Annotated in this window: 17 protein-coding genes; 7 read left to right on the top strand and 10 right to left on the bottom strand. The window is 73.7% G+C overall.

Going from position 1 to position 23,430, the window contains the following annotated elements:
- Positions 1–44 precede the first annotated feature (44 nt).
- Positions 45–2,171 (bottom strand): PhoX family phosphatase, encoded by a 2,127-nt coding sequence (locus C5N14_RS13505; RefSeq protein ID WP_117668438.1) that lies wholly within the window; start codon positions 2,169–2,171, stop codon positions 45–47.
- A 279-nt stretch (positions 2,172–2,450) separates the two neighbouring features.
- Between C5N14_RS13505 and C5N14_RS13510 the strand changes: the two genes are divergently transcribed.
- Both C5N14_RS13510 and C5N14_RS13515 read left to right on the top strand, forming a co-directional pair.
- Positions 2,451–2,945, top strand: a complete 495-nt coding sequence (locus tag C5N14_RS13510) for a sigma-70 family RNA polymerase sigma factor (RefSeq protein WP_243639564.1) — start codon at positions 2,451–2,453, stop codon at positions 2,943–2,945.
- Positions 2,942–3,652, top strand: a complete 711-nt coding sequence (locus C5N14_RS13515; protein WP_117668440.1) for an anti-sigma factor — start codon at positions 2,942–2,944, stop codon at positions 3,650–3,652. Before C5N14_RS13510 ends, C5N14_RS13515 begins: the two co-directional genes overlap by 4 nt.
- Positions 3,653–3,699: 47 nt before the next feature.
- Here the strand turns inward: C5N14_RS13515 and rarD are convergent, their stop codons facing one another.
- The 4 genes from rarD to eccE form a co-directional block, all read right to left on the bottom strand.
- The gene (rarD, locus tag C5N14_RS13520; protein WP_117668441.1) at positions 3,700–4,632 is read right to left on the bottom strand and encodes an EamA family transporter RarD; all 933 of its coding nucleotides are present in this window, start codon (positions 4,630–4,632) and stop codon (positions 3,700–3,702) included.
- Entirely contained in the window at positions 4,629–5,117 is a 489-nt protein-coding gene (locus C5N14_RS13525) for a GNAT family N-acetyltransferase (protein WP_117668442.1), read from the bottom strand. Before C5N14_RS13525 ends, rarD begins: the two co-directional genes overlap by 4 nt.
- Before the next feature lie 71 nt (positions 5,118–5,188).
- The gene (locus tag C5N14_RS13530; protein WP_117668443.1) at positions 5,189–5,575 is read right to left on the bottom strand and encodes a phage holin family protein; all 387 of its coding nucleotides are present in this window, start codon (positions 5,573–5,575) and stop codon (positions 5,189–5,191) included.
- Between the two features lie 89 nt (positions 5,576–5,664).
- A complete protein-coding gene (gene eccE, locus C5N14_RS13535) occupies positions 5,665–7,503 on the bottom strand; it encodes a type VII secretion protein EccE (protein WP_207892729.1) in 1,839 nt (612 codons plus the stop codon).
- 285 nt (positions 7,504–7,788) lie between these two features.
- Here eccE and C5N14_RS13540 point away from each other — a divergent pair, with 285 nt between their 5' ends.
- Positions 7,789–8,106, top strand: a complete 318-nt coding sequence (locus tag C5N14_RS13540) for a WXG100 family type VII secretion target (protein ID WP_117668464.1) — start codon at positions 7,789–7,791, stop codon at positions 8,104–8,106.
- Positions 8,107–8,132: 26 nt separating this feature from the next.
- Positions 8,133–8,426, top strand: coding sequence for a WXG100 family type VII secretion target (locus C5N14_RS13545; protein WP_117668444.1), 294 nt, complete (start codon positions 8,133–8,135; stop codon positions 8,424–8,426).
- Positions 8,427–8,627: 201 nt separating this feature from the next.
- On the opposite strand, the gene mycP is transcribed toward C5N14_RS13545, so the two are convergent.
- The gene (gene mycP / locus C5N14_RS13550) at positions 8,628–9,980 is read right to left on the bottom strand and encodes a type VII secretion-associated serine protease mycosin (RefSeq protein ID WP_243639557.1); all 1,353 of its coding nucleotides are present in this window, start codon (positions 9,978–9,980) and stop codon (positions 8,628–8,630) included.
- Positions 9,981–10,132: 152 nt separating this feature from the next.
- Between mycP and C5N14_RS13555 the strand changes: the two genes are divergently transcribed.
- Both C5N14_RS13555 and C5N14_RS13560 read left to right on the top strand, forming a co-directional pair.
- A complete protein-coding gene (locus C5N14_RS13555) occupies positions 10,133–13,642 on the top strand; it encodes an SseB family protein (protein ID WP_117668466.1) in 3,510 nt (1,169 codons plus the stop codon).
- On the top strand, positions 13,639–14,004 hold the full coding sequence (locus C5N14_RS13560) for a hypothetical protein (protein WP_117668445.1): 366 nt from the start codon (positions 13,639–13,641) through the stop codon (positions 14,002–14,004). The genes C5N14_RS13555 and C5N14_RS13560 overlap by 4 nt, the downstream gene beginning before the upstream one ends.
- Before the next feature lie 58 nt (positions 14,005–14,062).
- Here C5N14_RS13560 and C5N14_RS13565 read toward each other — a convergent pair whose 3' ends face one another.
- Both C5N14_RS13565 and C5N14_RS13570 read right to left on the bottom strand, forming a co-directional pair.
- The gene (locus C5N14_RS13565) at positions 14,063–14,995 is read right to left on the bottom strand and encodes an alpha/beta fold hydrolase (protein ID WP_117668446.1); all 933 of its coding nucleotides are present in this window, start codon (positions 14,993–14,995) and stop codon (positions 14,063–14,065) included.
- A gap of 140 nt (positions 14,996–15,135) precedes the next feature.
- Positions 15,136–17,556: an immune inhibitor A domain-containing protein gene (locus C5N14_RS13570; RefSeq protein WP_117668447.1), complete on the bottom strand. Its 2,421-nt coding sequence runs from the start codon at positions 17,554–17,556 to the stop codon at positions 15,136–15,138.
- 277 nt (positions 17,557–17,833) lie between these two features.
- Between C5N14_RS13570 and C5N14_RS13575 the strand changes: the two genes are divergently transcribed.
- Positions 17,834–18,046, top strand: coding sequence for a hypothetical protein (locus C5N14_RS13575; protein ID WP_117668448.1), 213 nt, complete (start codon positions 17,834–17,836; stop codon positions 18,044–18,046).
- An 11-nt stretch (positions 18,047–18,057) separates the two neighbouring features.
- On the opposite strand, the gene C5N14_RS13580 is transcribed toward C5N14_RS13575, so the two are convergent.
- Together C5N14_RS13580 and acs are read right to left on the bottom strand one after the other, a co-directional pair.
- A complete protein-coding gene (locus C5N14_RS13580; RefSeq protein ID WP_117668449.1) occupies positions 18,058–20,850 on the bottom strand; it encodes an immune inhibitor A domain-containing protein in 2,793 nt (930 codons plus the stop codon).
- Positions 20,851–21,267: 417 nt separating this feature from the next.
- Positions 21,268–23,232 (bottom strand): acetate--CoA ligase, encoded by a 1,965-nt coding sequence (gene acs, locus C5N14_RS13585; RefSeq protein ID WP_117668450.1) that lies wholly within the window; start codon positions 23,230–23,232, stop codon positions 21,268–21,270.
- Between the last annotated feature and the right edge of the window lie 198 nt (positions 23,233–23,430).

Raw genomic sequence — 23,430 nt, forward strand, 5'->3', positions numbered from 1 at the left:
CCCCTCCCGGATCGGGAGGGGGCCGCCGGGCATGCCGTCGCGGGTCAGCTTCCGATCGGGCCGCCGTCCAGGCGCCAGGTGACCACCACGCCGGGCTTGGCGTAGTCGCCGTCCGGCCAGGTGGAGGCCGGGTTCTCCACCGAGGCTCCGGTGATCTCGCCCGGGTGCTGCACCGCCACGAACACCGACCGGTTGTCGCCGGTGATGAACGGCCCACAGGTCTCCGCGCCGAGTGGCACGGTCAGGAACTGCTTGAGGTGCCCCCGCTCCGGACCCTCGACGGCGGTGGCGAAGAGGCCGTCGTTGCTGCCCAGCGCGTTGCCGTCGGTGGAGATCCAGAGGTTGCCGGTGGCGTCGAAGGCGACGTTGTCCGGGCAGGAGATCGGGGAGACCTTCGTCTTGTCGTACCCGGCGAAGTGGGTGGACGGGTCGGTCGGGTCGCCGCAGACGATCGGCAGCGACCAGGCGAACGTCTCCGCCGCGTTGTTGTTGCCGTCCTCGACCAGCTCCAGCACCTGCCCGTGCTTGTTGAGGTTGCGCGGGTTGGCCTCGTCGGCCGGCGCCTTGCCCGGCTTGCCCCGGTCGGTGTTGTTGGTCAGCGCCACGTACACCTTGCCGGTGAGCAGGCTCGGCTCGACGTCCTCCGGGCGGTCCATCTTGGTCGCCCCCACCTTGTCGCCGGCCAGCCGGGTGAAGGTGAGCACGTCCGCGGCGGTCATCCCGTCGACGTACGACCGGTTGCCGCTGACCAGCCTGATCCAGCGGCCCCGGCCGTTGAACGCCCCGTCGGCGGGCAGCGCGCCCGACCCGTCGATCTCGGCGGCCGAGGTGCCGTCGAGCTGGGCCACGTACAGGGTGCCGGACTCCAGCAGGGTCAGGTTGTGCTTGCGGGCCACCCACGAGTCGCCGGCCATGAACTTCTTGTCCGAGACGAACTTGTACAGGTAGTCGAACCGCTCGTCGTCGCCCATGTACGCGACCACGTGGCCGCTGCGCGCCACGATGACGTTCGCGCCCTCGTGCTTGAACCGGCCCAGCGCGGTGTGCTTGCGCGGCCGGCTCTCCGGGTCGAACGGGTCGATCTCGACGACCCAGCCGAAGCGGTGCGCCTCGTTGGGGTGCTTCGCCAGGTCGAAGCGCTCGTCGGCGCGGTCCCACCTGCGGTTCCCGCTCGGGTACCGGTCGGTGGTGCTGATGCCGTACCGGGCCAGCTTCGGCTTCAGCTCCTCCGGTGCGCCGTCGCCGCCGACGAGGTACTGGTTGAAGTTCTCCTCGCCGGAGAGCACGGTGCCCCACGGGGTCACGCCGCCCGCGCAGTTGTTCAGCGTGCCGACGACCGTGCGGCCCTTCGGGTCGGCGGCGGTCCTCAGCCACGCCGAGCCGGCGGCCGGGCCGGTCAGTTCGAACTTGGTGGCCAGCGCGGTGACCCGCCGGTTGTACGCCCGCCGGCCGCCTTCGACCGGCCGCCACTGCCCGGTGCCGTCGACCCGCTCCAGCTCGACCACGCTCATCCCGTGCGCCGCCATGGCGACCTTCACCTGCTCGACGGTGAGCGCGTCCAGGCCGGTGAAGCCGGGGAACATCAGGTCCTCGTTGGTGTACTCGTGGTTGACCACGAGCAGCGCCCGCCGGCCCCGCTTGTCCAGCGGCAGCACGCCGACGAAGTCGTTGTTGTAGCCGAACTGCTTCGCCTGCTTCGCGGCGGTCTGCCCGTGCAGGTCGAACTCCGGCGCGCCCGGCACCACCGGGTCGCCCCAGCGGATCACCACTGCGTGGTCGTACCCGTTGGGGACCACCAGCGTGTCGAGCTTGTTCGGCGGGATCGGCTTGAAGGTCAGCGCACCGCTGCCCACGCCGCCCGGCGGGCGGCCGAACCCGGCGGCCTCCGGCACGACCGGGGTGGCCGGCGCGGCGGACGCGGCGCCCGCGTTGGCCAACGCACCGGCGGCGGCACCGCCGAAGCCGAGGACGAGCGCCCCCACCGCGCCGGCCCGGACCACGCCGCGCCGGGACACCTCGGCGTCGACCATGTCGCCGAAGTACGGGTTTTCGGAGGAGTTGGGCACCGGGTGGTCACAGGCGTTGCCGCACCGGTACAGACAGGTCATGGCGTCACGGCTGCCGTGGCGGGTGGCGCCCAGCAGAGGGAGCAGCCGGGGACGGTCGCTCATCGGGAGGTGCCTCCTGGAGGGAAGTTTCGGGGCACGCCGGGATCAGCCGTCCGACGTGCGTACCCGGCGGACGCTAGGAGGACGCGGTGAGCGCGGGTCGGCCCGAACGTGAACCGGACGTGAACACCTGCGCCGGGTACGCCCCGTCGACCTGCGGATGAACCGATCGGGGCCGCCGGACGTACTTTTGGCCGAAGGCGCCGCCGGACCACCCGACGGCGCGACCCGCTGGACTCCCCGACGCCCGAGGAGGCCGCCATCAGCGACCACGACGCCCAACTGCTGCGTGCCCTGCACGACGAGCACGCCGACGCGCTCCACGCGCACGCCCTGCGGCTGGTCAACGGCGACCGGACCCGGGCCGAGGACCTGGTGCAGGAGACGCTGCTGCGGGCCTGGCGGCACCCGGAGTCGCTCGACCCGACGCGCGGCTCGGTGCGGGCCTGGCTGTTCACCACCGCCCGGAACCTGGCCATCGACGCCTGGCGGCGGCGCTCCACCCGGGTCGGCGAGGTCTACACCGACGAACTGCCGGAGCCACCGGAGGCGGTCGACGAGGCGGAGCGGGCGGTGGAGGCGTGGACGGTCGCCGAGGCGCTGAACCGACTCAGCCCGCCCCACCGGGAGGTGCTGATCGAGTGCTTCTACCAGGGGCGCTCGGTGGCCGAGGCGGCGGCGCGGCTGGGCGTGCCGCCCGGGACGGTCAAGTCCCGCACCCACTACGCGCTGCGCTCACTACGGTTGGCCCTGGTCGAGATGGGGGTGACCCGATGACCCGCTGCGAGTTCGCACACGACGACGGCGCGTACGTGCTGGGTGCGCTCGCCCCCGCCGAGCGGGCCGCGTACGAGCGGCACCTGGCCGGCTGCGCCTCGTGCCGGGAGGCGGTGGCCGAGATCGCCGTGCTGCCCGGGCTGCTCGGCCGGCTCGACCCGGCGGGGCTGGAGCAGTTCCTGGAGCCGGCGGCCGAGACCTCCCGGGTGGACGAACTGCTCGCCGCCGCGCGGGACCGCCGCCGCCGCGAGCACCGGGCCGCCCGCGGGGCCGCCCGCCGCCGGTACGGCGTGACCGCGCTGGCCGCCGCCGGGCTGGCGCTGTTCGCCGGGCTCGGCGTGGCCATCCTCCGGCCGGCTGTCGAGGTCGCCCCGGCGCCGGCCCCGCGGGTGCCGATGGCCACCATGCGGCCGGTCGACGGCGCGGTGCCGGTGCACGCCGAGATCGGGCTGACCGGCACCCGGTGGGGCACCGAGGTCACCATGCGCTGCGGGTACGACCGGCGGGACGGCCACCGCGAGGCGTACACCTTCCGGCTGGTGGCGCACGGCCCGGACGGCGCGACGGAACAGATCGGTTCCTGGCTGGCCGCCCCCGGCGACGAACTGCGGTTCACCGGTGCCACCCACTTCACCGCCGGCGAACTGGTCCGACTGGAGCTGCTGCGCGGCGACGGCACCCCGATCCTCGCCTACGACACCCGATAACGCTCACCCTCGCCGCGATCTTGCAGTTGCGGCCCCGGCGGAGCCGACTAATGCGGCGAACCGGGGGCCGCGAGTGCAAGATCGGCGGGGACGGCGGCGCGGCGGGCGCGGTGGGCGTGGCGCAGGGCGTCGGTGGTGAAGACCACCAGGGCCAGCCAGACCAGGGCGAAGCCGGCCAGGCGGGCCGGGGGCATCGGCTCGTGGAAGATCAGCACCCCGCAGCCGAGCTGGAGGATCGGGGCGACGTACTGGAGCATGCCCAGCGCGGTCAGCGGCAGCCGGTTGGCCGCGCCGGCGAAGAACAGCAGCGGGATCGCGGTCGCCGCCCCGGCCAGCACCAGCAGCGCGGTGTGCCCGGCGGAGACGTGGCCGAACGCGGCGCCCCCGGTGGCGGTGAGCCAGCCGAGGTACCCGAGGGCGGGCAGGGCCAGCACCGCCGACTCCACGAAGAGCCCCTCCGCCGCCGGCAGCCCGAGCCGCTTCTTGACCAGCCCGTAGGCGGCGAAGGTGACTGCCAGGGTGAGCGCCAGCCAGGGCAGCTGGCCGTAGTCGACGGTGAGCACACCCACCGCCGCCGCGCCGATGCCCAGCGCCAGCCACTGGGTGGGGCGCAGCCGCTCGCGCAGCACGGTCACCCCGAGCAGCACCGACACCAGCGGGTTGATGAAGTAGCCGAGCGCGGTCTCCACCACCCGCTCGGAGTTCACCAGGTAGATGTAGGTGCCCCAGTTGAGGGCGATCAGCGCGGCGGCGGCGGCGATCCCGGCCAGCGCCCGCGGGCGGCGCGCCAGCGCGCGCAGGAAGCCGACGTTGCGCAGCGCGGCGAGCAGCAGCGCCACGAACACCACCGACCAGACGATCCGGTGCGCCAGGATCTCCACCGGCCCGGCCGGTTCGAGCAGCTTGAAGTAGAGCGGGAAGAAGCCCCAGAGCAGGTACGCGCCGAGGCCGTAGAGGTATCCGAGGCGGATCGGGGTCACGGCTCCACCGTAAGGGGTGAAGTGGGCTCTGGTTCCTTTCCGGTGAGCTGGCTCACCCGCTGGTCGTACTCCATCCAGCGGTCCGGGGCGACTGGGGTGAAGCCGACCTTCGCGTACACCCCGTGCGCGTCGGCGGTGGCCAGCACGATCCGCCGTACGCCGAGCCCGGCCAGGTGGTCGCGGACCGCGCCGGCCAGCCAGGTGCCCAGCCCGTGCCCCCGGGCGGACCGGTCCACGTAGACATCGCAGAGCCAGGCGAAGGTCACCCCGTCGGTGACCACCCGGGCCACCGCGACCTGGCGACCGTCTCCGGGCCGGTACACGCCGAACGGCAGCGAGCCGGCGAACGCCCGCTCCACGGTCTCCCGGTCCCGCCCGAGCGCCCAGTACGCGTCGGTGGAGAGCCAGCGGTGCACCAGGTCGAGGTCGAGCCGGGCCGGGTCGGTGCTGAGCAGGTGGCCGTCGTCGCGGGTCAGGGTGATCACGCCCCGACGCTAACCCCGTGGCTGCGGCTCCTCGCCAGCCAATTCCCGCCCACTGGCCCCCACGGGGACGCTCAGTCGCGGTCGAGCAGGGCGCCCAGGAGCCAGGTGACGACGCCGACGAAGAGCGCGCCGAGCACCGCCTCCGGCCAGAAGCCGTCCACGTGGAACGGCAGCCCGGCCTCGCCGGCGATCCAGCTCGTCAACAGGAAGAGCAGGCCGTTCACCACCAGCGCGATCAGACCCAGGGTCAGCAGGTAGAAGCCGCAGCCGACGGTCTTGATGATCGGCTGGAGCACGGCGTTCACCACGCCGAAGATCACGGCGACGAGGACCAGCGTGACGACCGCATCGGTGGCCGAGCCCGTGTCGAGCGTGATGCCCGGGATGAGCAGGGTGGCCAGCCAGAAGGCCAGCGCCGTGCCGCCCAGCCGGATCAGTAGACCCTTCAGGAAACCCATGGTCACGGATGGTGCCACGGACCCGCCACCGGCGGAACCCTTGACCGGCCGCGTGGGCTGCCGAGCGCCCGCCCGGTCAGCCCGCCCGGTCAGCCCGCCCGGTCAGCCCGCCCGGGCCGGCCGATCAGCTGCGACTCGATCGGGGTCGGCGAGAGCAGCGCCCAGCGCAGCGTGCGCCCGTTCACCACCGCCACCATGTCCTCCCGGATCCGGGTCAGCCAGTCCGCCGACCCGCCGAGGCCGAGCGCGGCCCCGGCGAGCGTGGCCTCGGCGGGGCTCAGCGGTTGCAGCACGGCCAGGTCGGCCCGGCCCAACGGGTCGACGTCGGCCGGGGTGAGGTCGTCCCGAACCACCAGGGTGGAGCGCCAGGCCCGACCCGGCCCGGCGGCCGGGGGCATCGGACCGGCGTCCACCACGAGCAGCAACGGCCGCAGTGCCGAGGCGGGGGCGCCGCCCACCGGCCGGCCGGGCGGCAGCACCGGGATCGGCCCGCCGGGCGCGCCGACGCCCCGGACGAACCGCTCCCACGCCCTCGGCCGGGTCGTCTGCACCGCCACCCGGGCACCCAGCGCCATCGCCCGCAACGCCACCAACTGCGCGGCGCGGACCCCGCCGACCAGCATCAACCGGGTGCCCTCCGGCCGGAACAGGCGGATCGTCACGGCCCCGCCCCGGCGGTTGGTGCCCACCATCAGCCCGGCCTCGCCGACCGGCAACTCCAGCGCGTCCAGGGCGGCGGCGTCGACGGCCGGGCCCGGGACCGCCGACGCGAGCGGCAACGTGCCGGCCAGCGCCGGGAGCTGCTGGCCGTCGAGCCGGTCCACCTCGCCGCCGGCCGAGTCCACCAGCCCCCGCAGGGTCTGCGCCGCCACCGACAGCTCGCCGGGCGTCCAGGCGGCCAGCCGTACGGTCAGCTCGGCCGGCGGGTCCGCGCCGCCGACGCCGGTGCGGGGCCCGACGCAGAGCGAGACCGTGGTCGCCGCCGCCGGCAGGACGAGCAGCCGGGGCACCAGCCGGCGCCCGCCGTCGGTGCGCACGTCCGGCCCGCGGCGCACCCGGAACGTGGTCTGCAACAGCGCCCCGGTCCGCACCGTCGGCCAGGACTCCAGCACCGGGTCGCCGTCGTCGTGGTGGGCCAGGTCCGCCAGTACGCGCAGCGCGGCGTGCGTGCCGAGTGGGCGGGCGGTCACCGGCCCGAGCCGGCGGACGATCCGCCGGAGCACGCCGGAGAGGGCGATCCGCAGGTCCTCGTCGGTCCACCCGACGACACGCAGCACCCGGATGGCGAGCAGCGCCCGGTCCCGCCCGGCCAGCCGTCCCTCGGTGAGCTGCCGGTACGAGGTCGCCACCGTGCTGCCCCCGGCCGTGGTGGCCGGCGCGGGTGAGCCGCTGAACAGCAGTTGGAGCCGGACCGGGGGCAGTTCCGGGGAGACCGGCGGCAGCAGCGTCGACGGCGCGGGCAGGCCACGGGGGCCGTCGCCGAGCAGGTCGCCCGGGTCGCCGATCTCCAGCACGGCGGTCAGCCCGCCGGCGTCGTCGACCACCGCGGCCGGGCCGCCGGCCAGCTCCGCCGCGCGTACCGTCGCGCCGGGCGAGAGCAGCTCCAGCAGGGGGCCCGGGCCGGCGGCGGGCGTCGGGGCGCGCCGTCGCCAGAGATGGCCGACGGCGACGCCGAACCAGGTGAACAGCCAGCGGCCCCGAACCCGCACCCACGCGCCCGCCAGCAGTGCCGCGGCCAGCAGCACGGCCGCCCCGGTCGCCACCGCGCCCCGGCCGACCGCCGCGGCGACCGCCGCCACCGCCACCTGAGCGGCGACCACCTGGCCGACCCGCGGCCCGGCCGGCGGTCGCGGGCCGGCGGCGGGGATCCACTGTGGTGGCAGCGGCTGCCGGTGCGCCGGCTGGGCCGGGGCCGTGCTGACCGTCACCGCGCCTCCCCAGCGCTCACCCGGCGACGCCGGACGGAGCCACGGCGTCGGTGCGGCCGGTGCCGCAGCGTCATCGTATGACTCCGGCCCGACGTGGCGGGGCCCGTAGTTGTCCACAGGGGAGCGCACGGGGTAGCAGAACCGCCACCGGACGGCTACCGTCAGCGACGAGTTCGCTGAGCCCTTCACCCGCACCGGCGCCGCCCGCCGGCGAGGCGAGCGGCGCGTCCGCGCGGGCGCGGCCGACGGCCAGCCACCAATCGAGGAGACGAGGTGACGTCCGGGGTGTCCCAGACCCAGGCAGAAGCCGCGGTGATGCAGCAGACCGCCGCGAAGTTCGAGCAGGTGGACCAGTCCCTGCAGGCCATGCTGACCGGCCTGCTGGCCGAGTTGGAGGTGTTGCAGCAGGCCTGGCGGGGCGCCGGTGGGCGTTCGTTCGAGCAGGTGAAGCAGCAATGGTCGCAGGACCAGGCGGCGTTGCAGCGGGCGCTGCGGGAGACCGCCTCCGCCATCCGCACCGCCGGCCAGCAGTACGACGCCTCCGACAGCGAGGCCGCCAGCCGGGTCGCCGGCACCAACCGCGGCATCCAGTTGCCGCTGTAGCACCTTCCCGGAAAGGGGATCATCCGATGGAGCACGGTGTGCTGGTCGTCAACTTCGCCGCCTTGCAGCAGGCCGGCGCGGACATCCAGCGGGCGCTGAACACGCTGGACAACCAACTCGGGCAGCTCGAACGGGACGCCGCGCCGCTGGTGGCGGGCTGGGACGGCGAGGCCCGGCAGGCGTACGAGCAGCGCCAGGCCCGGTGGCGGTCCGCCTCGCAGGACCTCCAGGCGATGCTGCGCGACATCAAGCTCGCCGTCGACGACTCCGCGTCCGACTACCTCGACACCGAGAAGCGGAACGTCAACCTGTTCCAGTGAGCCGTCCCCGGCGGCGTCCGACGGTAGTTCCGGGCACCGCCGGGACGGCCCCCGCGCGTCCGACGGTGCCCCGGTCCGTCCGGCGCGGTCCGACGGCACCCGGGTCCGGCGGTGCTCCGGCTCGGCGGCACCCGGGTCCGGCTCGGCGGCACTCGGGTCCGGCTCGGCGACACCTCGTCCGGCGGGGTGCCGGGTGGGGTCTCAGGGCGCCGGCCGCCACCGTCGACGCGCGGCCCGGGGGAGCACCACGGCCAGCAGCACCACACCTGCCATGGCGGTGCCGGTGCCGGCGGCGACGGCCAGCGCCCGGTCCCGGGCCGCCGCGCGTCGGGCCTGCCGGGCGAGCAGGGCGGGATCGGGCCGGTCCGCCGGCAGCGCCCCGGCGCCCCGCTTCCGGCCAGCCGGGCCCGCGCCGGTCTCGGTCACCGCCCGGTACGGGTTGAGCACCCCGGCGCCGTACCCGTCGCCCGAGCCGTCACCCGGGGCCGGATCGGCCGTCGCCACGATCCGCTGCGACACCTCGGCGGCGGTCAACTCCGGCCGGTACTGCCGGACGAGCGCCGCCGTGGCCGCCACGAACGGGGCGGCGTAGCTGGTGCCCTCGACCCGGTGGTGCCCCTGCCCGGGCGCGGCCGTCAGCACCTCCCCGCCGGGGGCGACCAGGTCGACGTACGGGCCGACCTGTGAGAAGCCGGCCCGCCGGCCGTCGGGGCCGATCGCGCCCACCCCGAGCACCCCGTCGTAGGCGGCCGGGTACGGGCGCGGGTTCCCGCCATCGTGCAGGTTGCCGGCGGCGGCCACCACGACCACGTCCCGGGCCACCGCGTAGCGGACCGCCGCCCGGACGTCGGGATGGTCGGCGTACAGCACGAGGGAGAGATTGAGCACGTCGGCGTGGTGGTCGACGGCCCAGCGGATCGCCCGGGCGAAGTCCGCCGCGCCCACCGTCCGCCCCGCCTCGCGCCCCTCGACGACCTGCTGCTCGCTGACCCGCACCGGCAGGATCCGGGCGCGGGGGGCGAGCCCCTGGAACGCGACGCCGGCCCGCGGCATGGCGGCGATGACGCTCGCCACGCCGGTGCCGTGCCCGGCGCAGTCCCGACCACCGTCGCCGCCCGGGTCGAGGAAGTCGGCCCCGTCGAGGACCCGGCCGGCCAGTTGCGCGTGCCGCCGGTCGACCCCGGAGTCGATCACCGCGACGGTGATCCCGGCCCCGGTGGCCAGGGCGGCGAGCCGCTCGGGGGCGTACCGGAGCTGGGGCCAGGGGGTGGCCGCGACCGGCCGGACGGGCGCGAGCGGGGTGGCGCACCCCGGCGTCGCCGCGCGGGCCGCGGCCACCGGGCCGACCGGGCCCGGAGAGCCCGCCGGGTCAGGTCTGTTCGCCGCGCCGACCGGCCCGGCCGCGCGGGGGCTGCCCGCACCCCCCGGGTCGACGGTGCCGGGCCGGTCCGGCGTGGGCCACGGGTCGGCCGCGCGCGTCGGGGCGGCGGGCAGCACGGTCAGCATGGCCACCGCCGCGGCGGCGAGGATCGGGCGCGCGGTGGGCCGGGGCATCGATCGCCTCCGTATCGTGTCGGCTCCGGAACAGGATGTTAGTCCTGTCGGGATCGGTCGGCGGGGCGTCGCCGGCCAGCCATTGTGATCTTGTTACCACCTTGTAGGTTGTACGCGATGCCTATGGCCTGTTCGCGGGAGGAGAGGTGGCCGTGACCGACTGGGAGCCGGCTACCGAGGCCGAAGCGGCGATGCGGGACGCGCTCCGCGCCAACGACCAGGAGCTCTACTTCCGCGTCCTGGCCCGCACCGAGCTGCTGCTGCCGGTCTCCGCGCAGGCGCTGTCCGGGCAGGCCCCGATGGGCTGGGGGACCTGGACCACGGGTGGCCGCACGCACGTGCTGGCGTTCACCTCGTCCGCCGCGTTGCAGGCCTGCCTGGGCGGGGCCCCGGCGGCCAGCCGCCGCAGCGCGTACGCCGACCTCGCCGTCGACTGGCCCAACCACGAGTGGTGGCTGGCGGTCAACCCGGGCCTGCCCATCGAGGGGTATCTTCCCGCCTGGTTCGTCTCCCAACTGTCCCGGGGCGACGTGCGGCTGCCCGGCCGCACCATGGGCGCCCGGGCCCGCCTGGAGCGCGCGGAGAACGTCGCCAGGACCAGGGCCACCGCAGTGGTCCCGGGCCGGGACGCCCCGATGTCGCCGGTGCCAAACCCGTCGGAGCCTGCGGTGGCGGGACCGCCGCCGGGCCGCCCCACGACCGAGCCGTACGTCGCCGAGGCGCCCACCGCGCCGCTGGCCGCCGCGCCCCCGGCCATCGTTCCGCTGACCACCGTGCCGCCGGAGCCGGTCTCACCCGGGCCGTCGTTCCGGTCGTCCGGCGGGGCGGGCGAGCCCGCAGCCGGTGCGCCGTACCGGCCGGGAGACGTGGACGGCCGACCTGGCCCCGCCGCGGCCGACGGGCCGAACGGCGTCGACCCGGCGCCGGCCGGGTCGGCGTGGCTGAACGTCTCCCGGCGGCGGACGCCCGAGGCGCCCCCCGCGGGTGAGGTGGAGGGCGGGGGCGGCAACGGCCGGCCCAGCGAGCCGGCGGCCCCGCCCATCCCTCCCGCCTCCTTCTTCGAGCCGGCGTCCGGCCGCAGCCGGGCCGCCCGGCCGCTCGGCGAGTCCCGTCGTCCCGCTGAGCGGGCCGCCCCGCCGTCCCGGTTCACCGGAGGAAGCCAGCCCTTCCCCCGGCGGCGTCCGGCCTCGGATCCGGTCACCGAGCAACCGCCGCACGCCTTCCACCCCGCCGCCGCGGAGCCGTCGACGGTGGCGTTCCCGCCCGCCGGTGCGGTCCCGTCCGCGCCGCAGCCCGAGCCGTTCCGCCCGGGTGGTGGCGGCCCGGAGGAGGTGACTCGGGCGTTCCGCCCGGGTGGTGGCGGCCCGGAGGAGGTGACTCGGGCGTTCCGCCCCGGTGGTGCCGGCCCGGAGGAGGTGACCCGGGCGCTCCGACCCGCTGACGTCGGGCCCGAGGAGCGGACGCAGGCCCTGCGTACCGGGGCAGTCGACCCCGGGGAGGCCACCCGCGCGTTCCGGCCCGGGGAGGCGACCTCACCCCGTCCCGGCCCCGCCGGTGCCGACGACCGCACCCAGGCCCTGCGTCCCGGCGGCGCGCCGCCGGAGCCGACCCGGACGTCGCCGCAGGCGGAGCCGACTCAGGCGTTCCGGCCCGTCGCGCCGGGCGACGAGCCGACCCGTCCCTTCGGCGTGCCCGGTGGCGCGCTGGCGGCCGAGCCGACCCGTCCCCTCGGCCTGGCCGGTGGGGAGGAGCCGACCCGTCCCCTCGGCCCGGCCGGTGGGGAGGAGCCGACCCGTCCCATCGGGGCCGACGGCGGCGGCCTGCCACGTCGTCGACCCGGGGCCGGCGCGGCCCAGGCGTTCCCGCGTCCCCGCCCTGGTGCGGACGGCGAGGAGCCCGCCCGGTCCCCTGCGGAGCAACCCGCCGCCGCACCCGTCGAGCAGGAGGCGGAGGAGCTGCCGACGTCGGCGGTGGAGCCGGTCTCCGGGCCGCCCGCCTCCCGCCGTTCCTTCTCGCCCATCGTCATCGAGGGCACCATCATCGAGGCGCGGGACCTGCCGGCGACCGAGCCGGCCACCGGGTCGGGCGTCGCCCCCGGCCCGTCCCCCCTCGGCGGCATTCCGACGTCGACGCCCGACCTCGGCGGGCTCGATCCGGTGCCCGAACTCGACCGGATCGACCCGGTCTCCGATCTCGGTTGGCCCGCACCGCCGTCCGTTCCCGACCACGGCCCCCCGGATCCGAGCCAGGGTGGCCACGGCCCGACCCGGGGCGACCTTGACCCGGGGCAGGGCGTACCGGTACCGCCCGGTGCCCCGGTGGAGGCCGGCGCGGTCTCCGGACCGCCCGCCCCGGACGAGCCGGGCCCGACGGCCCTGCTGTTCACCCCGTCGACGCCGTCCGCGCCGGACCCGTCGGTCGGGTCGCTGTTCCGCCCGGCCGCCTCCGGTCACGTCGACCCCGGGCCGGCCGTGGATCCCGCGCCGGCCGTGGACCCCGTGCCGGCCGTGGACCCCGTGCCGGCCGTGGATCCCGGGCCGGGCGTGGACCCCGTGCCCGACGTCGACGCCGTGTCGGCCGAGCCGGTGCCCGCCCCGTCGGCCACCGGGGAGCCGGGCCCGGCGGGAGCCGGGGAGCCGGTGGCGGCGCGGGAGCCGGAGCCGGCGGCGACCGCCCCGGCGGCCGACTTCCAGCCGGCGAACGAGGTGGAGGAGGACCTGCTCACCGCCGCCGGTACCGGCAGCACCGACAGCTTCCTCTCCACGCTGTTGCTGGCCCGGGTGCTGCTGCCGGTGGCACCCGACTCGGCGCCCGACAGCCGGCCGGGGGACCCGGGCTTCGTCTGGCGAACCGAGCGGCTGGACGGCGAGACGTACGTCGTGGTGCACACCTCCCCGGAGCGGCTGGCCGACCACGTCGCCGAGCCGGTGGAGACGGTACGGGTCAAGTTCGTCCAGCTCATCCGCCGCTGGCCCGACGAGGCCTGGTCGTTCGCGGTGAACCCGAACACGCCGGTCGGCGCGAAGCTGCCCGGTGGGGAGATCGTGGCGCTGGCCAACTGGGCCGCCGAGGTGGGGCTCGGCGACGACGCCGGGAGCGAGCCGGAGCCCGGGCCGCAGCCGGCCGCCGAGCCGTCCACGGGTGCCGCCCGGCACGTCCCACCGCCCGTGGACCCGAACCTGCCGGTGGTGATGCAGAAGGCGGTCGCCCCGAGCCAGCTCACCTACTACCTGGAGCGCGGCTACGACCGGGTCTCCGGCTTCGTGCACCGGGCCAACGAACTGGCTCACCTGAACACCCCCGCCCAACTGCACGACGCGCTGGGTCTCGGGTACCCGGAATCGCCGTTCTCCCGGGACGCCGCGCAGATCTACGTGCTGCGCTGGCCGGCGCACCGGCCGAGCCTCTACCGGATCCCGTACGGCGGGCAGAACGAGGGCGCCATGCGGGCCATGGAGGGCTGGGTCATCGAGCGCCCACCGTTCCGGGGCAACGGCTTCGCCCCGGGCGACAGCAGCGACGTGGTGGCGGAGTTCAAGGTGGACAGCGCCCGGCTGCCGCACGGCGCGGAGCTGTGGCGGATCGGCGCGGACGGCACCGAGCGGATGGTCGCGATCCTGGACACCGACGCCCTGCTCTGGCGACAGGTCGGTGAGTCCTGATGCGCGACGGCTACGTGGCCCGCTGGGGCGGGCGGGAGTACCAGGCCAGCCCGGACGGTGACGACGTCCGGCTGTACCAGCCGGAGCCCGGCGACGGGTTCGAGGAGATCCGCCCGGGCCGGTACGTCCGGGTGCTCCCGGCGGCCGAGATCGACGAGCTGGCGTACGTCCGGACCACCTGCACCTGGCAGGGGCAGCCGTTCATCGTGCTGGCCGAGCACGACGGCTGGCTGCGGGTGGAGTACACCGGCGGGCGCTGGCCGGTGGCCCGGGCGATGGGGCTGGAGGTCTTCGACTTCGGGGTGTACCAGGGCTGGGCCCCGGCCCGTGAGGTCGCCGACCTGCGCGAGCAGCGCCTCTGACAGCGCGGACGGGGAAGCGGGTCGCCCGCTGACTCAGCCGCTGCCTGACTTCCGCCGGTCAGGACTTGGCCCAGCGCAGGATCTCGCCGAGCACCACGTCCCGGGCCTCGACGTGCGGGAAGTGCCCGACGTCGTCCAGCAGTCGCCACTCGTAGGGGGCCACCACGTACCGGCCGGAGCCCTGGGCGGTACGCGGCAGGGAGGCGGTGTCCAGCGCGCCGTGAAGCTGGAGCGTCGGGGTGATCAGGGGCTTCTGCATCAGCCGGACGAACCGGTAGCCGTGCAGTCGCAGCACCGACCGGAACGCCCACCGGTAGCCCTCCAGGGCGCAGAAGGCGGCCTGCGGGATCCGCATCGCCTCCCGGCAGCGCTCGGCGTACGCGGCGAAGTCCGGACCGTCCACCCAGCGCGGCCCGCCCCAGCGGCGCAGCACCTCCTCGACGGCCGCCGCTTCGTCGCGGGTCAGCACGTGCTCGTAGCGGGGGAGTTGGAACCGCAGGGTCGGCGTCGAGGCGGCGAACTGGCCGCGCGGGTCGGCGAAGATCGCCGCCCGCAGCCGGAGCGGGTGCGGGGCACCGAGCACCACCAGCCGGCGGACCAGCGACGGGTGGAACGAGGCGACGGTCCAGGCGATCAGGCCGCCGGCCCCGGTGCCCACCACGGTGGCGGAACGCTCGCCGAGGCCGCGGATCAGGCCGGCGACGTCGGCGGCGAGGGTGTAGCCGTCGTACCCGCGCGGGGGCTTGTCGCTGGCGCCGTAGCCGCGCAGGTCGACCGCGACCGCCCGGAAACCCGCGTCGGCCACCGCGGGGAGGATGTCGTGCCATGCCCACCAGTGCTCGGGAAAGCCGTGCAGGAAGAGGACCATCGGGCCGGTGCCGGCCTCGACCACGTGGAAGCGGCTGCCGTTCGCGCCGACGAACCGGTGCGTCCACGGCCCCTCGGTGAGGACACAGGTCTCGTCGACGGCCCCGCCACGCTGCTCGGTCATGACCACAGCCTATGACGCTGGCGCTCCCACCCGTCCCGGCGTTCGGGGCGGCCGGCGGGGGCCGGGGTGAAAAGGGCGATGCCCGGGTAGCTGAGCTGCCCGGGCATCGCGGTGGTGCGGTCGATCAGTGGATCAGTGGATCAGGAGAAGCGGACCTTGACCGAGGTGCCGTTCTCCTCGACCACCCTGATCTTGGTGCCGGTGGCCGGGAGCTTGACGCCGTGGTTCGGCAGCTCCGAGTACCAGTACTGCTTGGTGTCGTCGAACAGCGGCTGCGCGGCCTGGCCCCGGACGTACTGGGCCTGACCGTTGATGTGCAGCGTGAACGAGTCGGCCTTGCGCAGGCCGAACGTCGCGTCGTAGACCTGGACGCGGGCCCGCCACGGGTTGCCGGTCAGGTTGTAGAGCGGCGCCGGGTGGGCGTCGATGATCATGTTCCGACCCTCACCCGGGTGCTCGAACGTGTCGTTGTCTGCGAACCGCAGGTTCCAGTACGAGATCAGCAGGCCCTCCTGGTACGCGTAGTGGTCCACGTAGTCCGGGCGGGTGTTGTTGTAGCCGAAGTAGTACGGGCCGGTCTTCAGGTACTTGTCGTACGAGACGTACTTCCGGTGGCCGGCGATGTAGTAGTTGTCGAAGAGCCGGGTGTAGGACCCCGCGACGATGCTCCAGCCCTTGGCAGCCCAGTCGCCGGTGCCGGTCTCGGCGCCGTCGTTGGAGACGGTCTGACCGTCGGCGGTCACCGTGATGTTGTCACCGAAGAAGCCGCCCGCGGACAGGCCGCCGTCGGTGAGGTAGTGGAAGCGGAACTGCACGACCTGGCCGGCCAGCGAGTTCAGCGGGATGTTGATGTCGGTCCACTTGCCCGCGCTGCTGCCGCTGAGGCCCGGGGTCGGGTCGGTGTTCGACACCGGCGGGATCGGCCTGCCGTCCACGGTGCCGGGCAGCGCGCCCCAGGTGGCCCCGCCGTCGGTCGACGCCTCGAAGAAGAGGTAGTCGTAGCCCGACTCGATGTTGAACCGGCCCTTGAGCGACAGCGCCGCCGAGGTCTTCCCGGTGAGGTCGATCGTCCTGGTCAGCGTGTTGTCCAGGTCGTCGTCGTTGCCGGAGAAGAACTGCTTGGCACCCTCGAACGGCTGTCCGTAGTCGAAGGTGTACTCCCGCTGCGGGAGCACCACCACGGCGGCCTGCGGCTTGGCGGAGTTGTACTCCTGCGGGCCCAGCTCCAGGGTCTTCTTCTGGCCGGCCTTGACCACCTCGTAGTCGAGCCAGCCGAGCTGGAGCTTGTTCCAGGCGCCGAGGTCGCCGCCGCGGTCGCCGATGCCGGCGTCCTCCTTGGCGGCCAGCCGGCTCTGGGCCATCAGGGTCCAGTGCTCGTTGTTGTTGTCGCCGCCGTTGAGGTTGTTGTAGTCGTCCGGCAGGCCCAGGTCGTGCGCGTACTCGTGGTAGAAGACGCTCCGGCCGCCGTTCTCCGGCTGGACCGTGTAGTCGCGGATCCAGACGCCGGTGTTGCCGATCTGGGTGCCGCCGATCGGGAAGTTCGGCGGGCCGGTGCGCGAGGTGTTGTACGCCGACCAGCGGTGGCTCCAGATCGCGTCCTCACCCTGGTGCGGGTCTGCGTCGGCCTGGTCGCCGCCGGAGTGGACGATCTGGAAGTGGTCGATGTAGCCGTCCGGCTCGTTGAAGTCGCCGTCGCCGTCGTAGTCGAACCGGTCCCACTGGTCGTAGGACTGCATGTCGGCCTTGATCTGGGCGTCGGTGCGGCCCTTGGCCTTCTGGTCGGCGACCCACTGGTTGGCGGCGTCGCGGACCAGGTCCCAGGTGTTCTGGCAGTTGTCGTCGGAGCAGACCGCCGGGTCGCCCGTCGGGTCGTTGTCGGCCTTCGGGTCGTTTGAACGGCCGTAGCGGGCGGCGTTGTACTTGACCTTGACCCAGTCGCTGACCTGGCCTTCCACGGTGTAGCGCCCGGACGACTGGGCCTCGAAGTACTGCTTGACCGACTCGTCGCCCTGCCCGGTGCCGAAGTACAGCTTGCGGAAGTAGTCCGCGCTGTAGTTCGCCTGCCACACGGTCGAGTTGTCCACCGCGCGGTTGGGCTGGGGAATCTGGTTGTGCAGCGGCCCGTCGAAGACGGTCGGACCGGCGATGTCCGGGTTGATGTCCTTGTCCGGGTACGCCGGGTCCCGCTCGTCGCCGAACTCGGCCAGGATCACGAAGATCTTGTCGGTCCGCTCCCGGGCCAGCTCGACGTACTGGTCCTGCTGGCCCGCCTTGGCGTTCCGGGCGCCGACGCTCGCCGCCGCGCTGCCGGCGGTCTCGCCGACCTTGACGACGGTGCTGCCGTTGATCTTCTGCGCCTTGGCCCGGCCGGAGAGGACCTCGCTGAGTCCCTCCTGACGAAGCGCGCGGCGCTTGTCCTCGAACTTGTCCGGCAGATCGTGATCCGCCGTGGCCTCGGTGGCCGACGGGGCGGTCGCCGGGAGCTTCGGAGTCGGCGCGGCGCTGGCGGACGTGCCGACCACCAGTCCCGTCGCCGTCAACGAAAGCCCGAGCAGACCCACTGCGACTTTCCGCACGTGGTACCTCCGGTGTGAAGGAACCGGCCCAACGGGGGTAGGGGCCGGTGAGACGTCCCACTAGTGGGACCAATGGTGAACATAGAGTCTCCTGGGGCAGGTGGGAAGATGCGTACGTCGATTTGTTGCAAACTCTTGTCGGGAATGCGCTTCACCGTCACACCTCCGCCGTTCCCTGACTGGCTGAGCAGCCCGGACGCCGGGTCAGAAATTGCAGTGACGAAGCTCGATCAGTAGGCGTCCCCGCAGACGGGAGGGGCCGGTGGCGGCGCCGCCACCGGCCCCTTGGTTGGTCGAGGATCAGTTTCTGACCACGACGACCATGTTGTCGGTCGGCTTCTTGCCCTGCGTCATGATCGTGATCGTGGTGCCGGTGCCGGCCACCTTCACCGAGTTCTGCGGGTTGCCGGCCGACGACGCAGGCGGGGCCCGCCCGGAGCAGTGTGCTCCGGACGGGCCCCGCCCGATGTCCTGACGCCGAAGGGGTCAGGGCCGCGCCGCGGTCACCCGCACCGAGGCGACGGCGTTGTCCGACGACGTCCGCTTGACCGTCAGCGTGACGCCGTAGTGCACGTTCTGGCTGGCGGGGTTGCCGTTGCCCAGCACGATCGCCCCGCCGCCCAGCGTGACGCCGTAGAACGAACGGGCCGGCGTACCGTCCGGGTTGACCACCCGGGTGGTGTACGGCGCGTTGCCCCGCGACGGCAGCACCACGGAGGCGTCGTTGTCCCGGGCGTACGGCGACCCGTTGCGCATCTCGATGCCCGGGTACCAGGTCTTGGCATCGGTGAAGCCCGGCACCGCCGGCTGCGCGGGGAAGCTCGTGCAGTACTCGCTGTACGGCTCGTCCGTGGCCTCAAGGCACTCGGTGAACGGCTTCGTCTTGTTCAGGCCGAACGCCGCGTTCGACGACTGGGGCCGGCTGGGCAGGTTGTCCAGCACCGACGGGTCCTTCTCGGCCGCCGCGCCCTGCCGCCGGTACGGGTCGAAGTGCGAGTCGACGATCAGCAGGCCGCCCTTCGCGCCGTAGCTCGGCAGGGCGGTCATCTGCCCGGTCACGTGGTTGACGTCGCCGAGCGCGGTGTCCCGGTACCAGACCAGCATGCCCGGGGCGTTGTAGGAGATCCGGTCGACCTTCCACGCCTCGTGCGAGTACACCGTGTCGTACGTGTACTTCAGGCCCTTGTCGAAGCCGTCGAAGTTGCGCCACTCGGCCAGGTAGAAGTGCGCCCGGACCTCGGTGCCCGTGTTGACGTTCCAGCCCGCGCCGGTGGTGTCGGTGAACGTGCCGCCGGTGGCGGTCCAGCCGTTCGTGCCGCCCTCGACGTCGTCGCTCCAGGTGGTGGCCCCGCCGCCGGTGACCGAGAAGTCGTCGGCGAACCAGCCGCGCTCCACGAACGCCTCGTCGGTGGCCTGGCGCAGCCGGAGCTGCACGGTCTGGCCCGCGTACGCCGACAGGTCGACGTAGTCGTGCCGCCAGCCGCCGGTGGAGCCGTGCAGGCCGTACCGCTTGCCGCCGAAGTCGGCCATCCGGCCGTTCGGGTCGGCGTAGTTGTCATCGGTGGTGACCAGCGCGCCGGCGGCGTCGTAGACCTTCTGCTCCGACCAGGTCGCCCCGCCGTCGGTGGACAGCTCGACGAAGCCGAAGTCCCAGTCCTCCTCGATGACGTAGTTGTTCCACATCCAGAACTTCGCGTCGGCCGCCGAGGGCACGCTCACGGTGCGGGACAGCTTGACGTCGGCCCAGTTCTGGTCGGCCCCGCCGTGCCACATCTTCGTGCCGCTGTGCGGCGTGGCGAGGGTGATCACCTTGTCCGGCAGGTCGACCTTGATGCCGTCCGCCGTGCCGACCGGGGTGCGCGAGGTCTGCCCGACCCGGATGACGCGCGGGTCGGAGCCGGGGGAGACGGTCTCCGGCTCGGCCCAGCCGAGCACCCACTTGTCCCAGATGCCCATGTGGGTGGGCAGCGCCTGGAAGATCTCGCCGCTGTGCGACCCGGAGGCCATCAGGTCCCAGAAGTCCACGTCGGAGTCGGCGTTGCCGGAGGTGTCGTAGAGGTCCGGCAGGCCCAGATCGTGGCCGAACTCGTGGGCGAACACGCCGACCCCGGCGTCCTCCGGCTGCACGATGTAGTTCGCGGCCTTGAGGTTCGTGCCGGGAATCGTGTAGCCACCGGGGACGGTGGAGGAGTGCGCCCAGACCGCGTAGGTGCCCTCGGCACCGCCGCCACGGGACTTGCCCTGGCCGGCGTGCACCAGCACCAGGTGGTCGATCACGCCGTCCGGCTCGAACAGGTTGCCGTCGCCGTCCCGGTCGGCCTGGTCCTCGATGTCGTAGTCGGCCCAGGGGAAGCTCGGGTCCATCGCGGCGAGGGCGTCGATGGCGTCCGTGGCGAGCCGGCCCGCCCCGGCCGGGTTGTTCGGGTGGCCGTTCATCGCCTGCTCGCGGCCGGCGACCCAGTCGCCGTTCTCGTCCTGGAAGCAGCGCGACGCGGCGTACCAGCCCTCCGAGTGCGGCACAGTGATCCACGGGCTGGCCTGCCCGTCCACCGTGTACGCGCCCTTGGACATCTCCAGGTACATGTTGTGCATGGTCCGGCCGGCGAGGCTAACGCCCGGCTTACCGTCCGGCCCGGTCAGGTCCGTGCGGACCCGCTCGGTGATGCCCTTCTTCGTGTAGAGCATCTTGTCGTAGTGGGCCGGGGAGAAGTCCGGCACCCACATCGAGTTGTTGTCCTCGTGCGGCAGGGCCGCCGGGTTCGCGATGTTGTTGTGCTTCGGCCCGTTCTGCACGGTGCCGGGAACGCAGGTCCGGTCCTCGAACACCGTCTTCGGGACCATCACGCCGGTGAAGTCGTCGTTGGCCTGGTCGTTGAACTCCACCAGCAGGGTGAGCAGCTTGGCGGTCTGGGTGCTCGGGGCCTGCTTGATCTTCCGGGGACTCTTGCCGGTCTGGACCGACTTGGCCTCCAGCTTCGCCAGCTGCTTCGCGGTCACCGGGTTGCCAGCGGCGAACTTGCGGTCGTACGCCCGGGACTCGTCCGCCGCGGCGGTGTACACCCCGTCGGTGCCCTTGACCTCCTTGCCGCCGCTGTCCGGCTGCACCTCGGGCTCGGCGTAGTTGATGTAGTACTCGTCCGCCCCGATCATGGCTGGGGCAGGGCGGGACGTCTCGGCCGACGCGGTTCCGGTCACGGTCAGTGCCGTGGCCGCGAGGGCGATGGCGGGCAGCGCGACGAGTAGTCGTCGGCGTGACCCGGTGCGCGGATTAGTGTGCATGCCGCTCCGTTCTCGGGGCGTGGGAGAGGAATCCGGTCGGTTCGACGCACAGTGACATCCGTCGAACCGACCGATGCGGCTGAACCTAAGGGAGAGCGGGCCCCGTCCGACAGGGGTGGATGGTGCCTCTGGCCGTTCAGCCCGTTACGCCTCCTCCGACCGTCCGATCACGGGGCCCGCGTCCGGCACCGCCGCGTCCGGCCAGGACCGGTGGGCCGCAACACCATGACCCCGACGGCAATCACCTTGACAGACCTGCCAGTAAACGACAGATGTCGATCGCATCATCGTCGCCGTGGAGGGCGAAGCAGCCGATGGCGGCCCGGGCCGACCAGCGGCGGGACGTTCAGACCGTCCACGAGGGACGCAAGACGGGAGGGCGGGGCCGGCCGGCCCCGCCCTCCCGTCGCGTTCGGGTCAGTCCTCGTCGGACCTTCCACCGCCCATCCCGGAGGAGATCAGCTCCATCACCGAGGAGTCCTGGAGGGTGGTCACGTCGCCCAGCGACCGGTTCTCCGCCACGTCCCGCAGCAGCCGGCGCATGATCTTGCCGGACCGGGTCTTCGGCAGCTCCGGCACCAGCAGGATCTGCCGCGGCTTGGCGATCGGGCCGAGGGTCTTCGCCACGTGGTTGCGCAGCTCGGTGATGAGCTTCTCGCCCGCCTCGCCGGAGGTGTCGGCGGTGCCACGCGGGATGGCGAACGCCACGATCGCCTGGCCGGTGGTCGGGTCGGTCGCGCCCACCACGGCCGCCTCCGCCACCGACGGGTGCGACACCAGCGCCGACTCGACCTCGGTGGTGGAGATGTTGTGGCCGGACACCAACATCACGTCGTCCACCCGGCCCAGCAGCCAGATGTGCCCGTCGTCGTCCTTCTTCGCCCCGTCCCCGGCGAAGTACATGCCCTCGAACCGGGACCAGTACGTCTCGATGAACCGGTTGTCGTCGCCCCAGATGGTGCGCAGCATCGACGGCCACGGCTCGCGCAGCACCAGGTAGCCGCCGCCCCCGTTGGGCACCGACTGGCCCTGGTCGTCGACCACGTCGGCGACGATGCCGGGCAGCGGGGTCATCGCCGAGCCCGGCTTGGCCTCGGTGACGCCGGGCAGCGGCGAGATCATGATCGCGCCCGTCTCGGTCTGCCACCAGGTGTCCACGATCGGCAGCTCGCCCCGGCCGACGTGCTGCCGGTACCACATCCACGCCTCGGGGTTGATCGGCTCGCCGACGCTGCCCAGCAGCCGCAGCGAGGACAGGTCGAAGCCGGCGGGGATGTCCTCGCCCCACTTCATCATCGTCCGGATCAGCGTCGGGGCGGTGTACAGGATGCTGACCCGGTACTTGTCGACGATCTCCCAGAACCGGCCCTTGTGCGGGGTGTCCGGGGTGCCCTCGTACATGACCTGGGTGGCGCCGTTGGCCAGCGGGCCGTACACGATGTAGGAGTGGCCGGTCACCCAGCCGATGTCGGCGGTGCACCAGTAGACGTCCGTCTCCGGCTTCAGGTCGAACACCGCGTGCGCCGTGTACGCCGTCTGGGTCAGGTACCCGCCGGTGGTGTGCAGGATGCCCTTCGGCCGGGCCGTGGTGCCGCTGGTGTAGAGGATGAACAGCGGGTGCTCGGCGTCGAACGGCTCTGCGGCGTGCTCGGTCGACGCCTGCTCCACCGTCTCGTGCCACCACCGGTCCTTGGCCGTCCAGGCGACCTCCTCGCCGGTGCGGCGGACCACCAGCACGTGCTCCACCGACGGGCAGTTCGCCACCGCGTCGTCCACCGTCGGCTTCAGCGCCGACGGCTTGCCCCGGCGGTAGCCACCGTCGGCGGTGATCACCACCTTGGCGGAGGCGTCCTGGATCCGGTTGGTCAGCGCGTCGGCGGAGAAGCCGCCGAAGACCACGCTGTGGGTGGCGCCGATCCGGGCGCAGGCCAGCATGGCCACCGCCGCCTCCGGCACCATCGGCAGGTAGATCGCCACCCGGTCGCCGGCGGTCACCCCCAGCTCGGTCAGCGCGTTCGCCGCCTGGCAGGTCAGCCGGTGCAGGTCGGCGTACGTGATGGTCCGGGTGTCGCCCGGCTCGCCCTCCCAGTGGATGGCCACCTTGTCGCCCCGGCCCGCCTCCACGTGCCGGTCCAGGCAGTTGTACGCCACGTTGAGCCGCCCGCCGACGAACCACTTCGCGAACGGCGGGTTCGACCAGTCGAGCACCTGGTCCCACTGCTTCGCCCAGGCCAGCCGCCCGGCCTGCGCCGCCCAGAAGGCAAGCCGGTCCCCGGCGGCCTCGGCGTACGAGTCAGCGGTGACGTTGGCGTTCGCGGCGAGTTCGGCCGGGGGCGGGAACTGCCGGGTCTCGTTCAGCAGATTGGCCAGTGCCTCGCTCATGCGGTGACTCCCTCGTCGCATCCGTGACCTGCGTCTCCTACCCCCGCAGAGGTTAGTCGGGGCGGTCGACGCCCGCGACAGCTCCCGGAGCACACGCGCGCCGAGCGGCCCCCGCCACGCGCCGAACTGTCGCCTGTAGCCCCTCCGGCCGGCCCTGGCGCCCGGGCACGCCGGTCGGGCCGCCGGCACCGAGACCCG

The organism is Micromonospora sp. MW-13 (assembly GCF_003434305.1).
GTDB lineage: Bacteria > Actinomycetota > Actinomycetes > Mycobacteriales > Micromonosporaceae > Micromonospora.

Bases quoted from the DNA above. Each gene is read 5' to 3' on its own strand.
- C5N14_RS13545 (WP_117668444.1), top strand. From the start codon at position 8,133: ATGGAGCACGGTGTGCTGGTCGTCAACTTCGCCGCCTTGCAGCAGGCC.
- C5N14_RS13565 (WP_117668446.1), bottom strand. From the start codon at position 14,995: ATGACCGAGCAGCGTGGCGGGGCCGTCGACGAGACCTGTGTCCTCACC.
- C5N14_RS13580 (WP_117668449.1), bottom strand. From the start codon at position 20,850: ATGCACACTAATCCGCGCACCGGGTCACGCCGACGACTACTCGTCGCG.
- acs (WP_117668450.1), bottom strand. From the start codon at position 23,232: ATGAGCGAGGCACTGGCCAATCTGCTGAACGAGACCCGGCAGTTCCCG.
- C5N14_RS13515 (WP_117668440.1), top strand. From the start codon at position 2,942: ATGACCCGCTGCGAGTTCGCACACGACGACGGCGCGTACGTGCTGGGT.
- C5N14_RS13505 (WP_117668438.1), bottom strand. From the start codon at position 2,171: ATGAGCGACCGTCCCCGGCTGCTCCCTCTGCTGGGCGCCACCCGCCAC.
- mycP (WP_243639557.1), bottom strand. From the start codon at position 9,980: ATGCCCCGGCCCACCGCGCGCCCGATCCTCGCCGCCGCGGCGGTGGCC.
- C5N14_RS13530 (WP_117668443.1), bottom strand. From the start codon at position 5,575: ATGGGTTTCCTGAAGGGTCTACTGATCCGGCTGGGCGGCACGGCGCTG.